Genomic DNA, 3,164 nt, shown 5'->3' with positions numbered 1-3,164 from the left:
GAACCAACGGTTCCGGGCCTTGTCGTCGTGCGTGGTACTACTTGCTGGAGCCGGTACCGCCGAGCAGCGAGGTCAGGGCGTTGAGCGGGGCGGGCAGGTTGCTGCTGCCGGAATTGCCGCCGCCGGTGCCGCCGCCGGGCGTTCCGCCGACCGTGATCGAGGGGCCCTTCGTGGTGTCGCTGTCGGTGACGCCCCAGGTCGCCTGGGAGTAGGCGATCCCGGTGGTCAGGGGGGTGCCCGCGGCGCAGTTGCCAACCTTGTATTGGGTGCGGAAGACGAGCGCGGGCTGGCCGACCTTCAAGACCACGTTCAGGCCGCGGGCGATGAAGTCGGCCGCGATGAAGTTCGAACCGATCTCGAGATTGGGCTCGACCGCGTGGGCGCCGGCGGCATCGATCAGTTTCGCCGAATCCCACACATAGGTGAGGCATTCGGGGTGGTAGTCCTTGAACCAGTTGAACGTGACCTCGGAGGGCGGGGACTGGACCCGGGTGAGCGACGTCTCGACGGTGATGGTGTCACCGACGGCGGGGGTGGCATTGCTGATCGTGCGGGTGAATTGGTTCTGGCCGTCGTTCCAGGTCAATGTGGCGGGGGCGGCATCGGCGGCGCCCGCCCCGAACAGGGACAACGCCCCCAACGCGATCGCGGCGGCGGTACCCGCGGCGGTGTTTTTCACGGCTCGTCCCATGGCGAATTCCCTTGTGTCTCTGGAACTTCATTCGACCGTGAGCATTTTCGCTCACGCCGGAAAAATGCTAGGACGGCGCAGGTCGCGTGTGAAATCACAATTCACGGTTCGTCTACAACCTGTCGTTGTAGTTATGGCAGGCGGCGGGCCGGTACGGGGGTGATTCACAAGGCTGGGTTGTCAGTGGTCCCGAAATTTGGATTTAAGTTCTCTTCCGTTGTGCTCTAGCGTTTCTCGGCGTGAGCGAAAGCTCGAATTCCCCACCGGCTCACTAGCTATCGGTTCCGTGCTCGGCCGGAACTGCTGGAAGGAATCATGCGTAAGACCCCGAAATTGGCTGCCGGAGTCGCGGCGGCCGCAGTGGTGATGTCGGGGGCGGGTATCGCGCTCGGCACCGCGCCCGCCACGGCGGACACGCCGTCCTGTGTGCAGTCGAAGCACGTGGACTACAACCCGGGCATCTCGAGTGTCTGGATCACCCACACCTACGACAAGTCGGTCGACATCAAGACCGCCGCCGCGGGCACGCTGGTCACCTACTCGCTCCGGGTCGGTACCACCAGCATCGGCAACCCGTACATCAACGGCATCGTGGATTTCCCGCCGCCCGGCTTCGAGAAGCCGGTCAAGGTCGTCGTCACGGCATATCACGTCGGGCAGGGCGAGCAGCCGGCCGAGGTGACGCCCGAGCCGGACAACGGTGGCTGGCGGGTCAACAGCACCGGGTGGTTCGTCAACTCCGGCTACCCGGTCACCGCCGACTTCACCTACCGGGTGCCCGCCTCCGTCACCGACGGACAGACGGTCCTCAGCGGCGGCATGCAGGTCCACGGCACCGTCGGCTCGGGTTCCGAACAGCCGAGCATGGGCGTGTGCTTCACCGGTCGCGGCGCGAATCCCGGTGAGGCCCTGCTGGGCAGCCTCGACCAGGGCGGCTTCGGTTCCTCGCAGAACGGGCTCAGCTCCACCGGGTCGGTCAGCGACACCATCGCCAATGTGATTCGGCGCCTGATGGGCAGCTGAGTCACCGGCTCGAAAACCCCTGGGCCGCGGTGTGCGCGCGGCCGCCGCGGCCCAGGACCTTTCATCGCTTCCCTTGAGGAGTCAGTGGTGTCGCCCTGGCGGACCGTATCGTCGCTCGTTCTCTCGTGTGCCGCCGCCGCGGCTCTGCTCACCGTCGCCCCGGGCGTCTTCCAGGTCTCGCGGGCCGATGTCGCCTCCCATCTGGACCACATCGATCGCGCGGGACAGCGGCAGCAGATGTTCTACGTGTACTCCGCTGCCATGCAACGCGTGATACCGCTGCAGGTGATGGCCGCTGCGAAGCCGAACGCGCCGACGCTATATCTCCTCAATGGCGCCAGCGGCGGAACCGACATCACCAATTGGTACAGCCGGACCGACATCGCCGCGTTCTTCTGGGAGAAGAACGTGAATGTGGTGACGCCCGTCGGCGGTGAATTCTCCTATTACACCGACTGGCAGCGCGACGATCCGAAGATCGGGCGCAATCGGTGGGAGACCTTCCTGACCCGGGAACTGCCGCCCATCATCGACGCGACGCTGCATGCCTCGGGCGTGAATGCGATCGCGGGCGTGTCCATGTCGGCCACCTCGGCGCTGGATCTGATCTCCGCCGCACCGGACGTGTACGCCGGGGTCGCCGCCTACAGCGGGTGCGCCTCCACCTCCGATCCGGCCGGCCGCGCCTACATCCGGCTCGTGCTCGCGCGTGGCGATGCCGACCCGAAGAACATGTGGGGCCCCGATGACGATCCGGCCTGGCGCGCCCACGACACCCTCCTCAACGCGGACAGCCTGCGCGGCAAGGCTATCTACCTCGCCAGCGGCACCGGTCTGCCCGGCCCTGCCGAGTCCCTGGGCGCGCAGCCCACACCGGACCAGGTCGTCACCAAGGCGAACCAGATGGTGCTCGGCGGACTGATCGAGGCCGCCACCAACTCCTGCACCCATCAGCTCGCCGATCGCCTTGCGGCACTGAATATTCCGGCCCAGGTCGACTTCCGGCCCGTCGGCACCCACACCTGGGCCTACTGGGAGCGCGACCTCCACAATTCGTGGCCGCTGCTCGCCGCCGCGCTCGGTGTGGCCTAGCGCCGTTCACCGGGGCGGATCCCACAGCTTCGCGCAAGGCAGGCAGGGCATTTCGGCGGTCACCAGGGTGTCGACGGTGACCGCCGCTCCACCGGCGCTGGTCAGTTCGACAGCCACCTCGCCGATCTGAGCGGCCCGACCTTGGTAGTCCAGGGTCAGCGGACCCAATTCCACGTGCAGGTGGAGAATTCGATTCGCTGCGTACATTCGACCGCTCCAGGAATAGCATTTCGATATAGAAACTCTACTGCGCGGTTCGTATTTCGATAAATCACTTGTGCCGGTGGATCGACAATTGCCGATTGTCAATCGTTTCCATCGAAAAAGGGGCGGTGCCGAGTCGCCTGATGTTCGACTC

General features: G+C 65.7%; 4 protein-coding genes. 2 read left to right on the top strand and 2 right to left on the bottom strand.

Annotated features, from left to right (window positions below):
* Positions 1–37: 37 nt before the first annotated feature.
* Positions 38–691 (bottom strand): hypothetical protein, encoded by a 654-nt coding sequence (locus tag ACFV4K_RS35235; protein WP_379280630.1) that lies wholly within the window; start codon positions 689–691, stop codon positions 38–40.
* Between the two features lie 315 nt (positions 692–1,006).
* Here ACFV4K_RS35235 and ACFV4K_RS35230 point away from each other — a divergent pair, with 315 nt between their 5' ends.
* Positions 1,007–1,714, top strand: coding sequence for a hypothetical protein (locus tag ACFV4K_RS35230; protein WP_379280629.1), 708 nt, complete (start codon positions 1,007–1,009; stop codon positions 1,712–1,714).
* Between the two features lie 87 nt (positions 1,715–1,801).
* Positions 1,802–2,806 carry an alpha/beta hydrolase gene (locus tag ACFV4K_RS35225; RefSeq protein ID WP_379280628.1) on the top strand — a complete coding sequence of 335 codons (1,005 nt, stop codon included), beginning with the start codon at positions 1,802–1,804 and terminating at the stop codon, positions 2,804–2,806.
* 6 nt (positions 2,807–2,812) lie between these two features.
* Here the strand turns inward: ACFV4K_RS35225 and ACFV4K_RS35220 are convergent, their stop codons facing one another.
* Entirely contained in the window at positions 2,813–3,013 is a 201-nt protein-coding gene (locus ACFV4K_RS35220; RefSeq protein ID WP_379280627.1) for a hypothetical protein, read from the bottom strand.
* Positions 3,014–3,164 lie beyond the last annotated feature (151 nt).

Source organism: Nocardia sp. NPDC059764, assembly GCF_042732555.1.
Lineage (GTDB): Bacteria > Actinomycetota > Actinomycetes > Mycobacteriales > Mycobacteriaceae > Nocardia.
The sequence above is the reverse complement of the archived record's forward strand: the minus strand, read 5'-3'. Positions and strand labels throughout refer to the sequence as shown.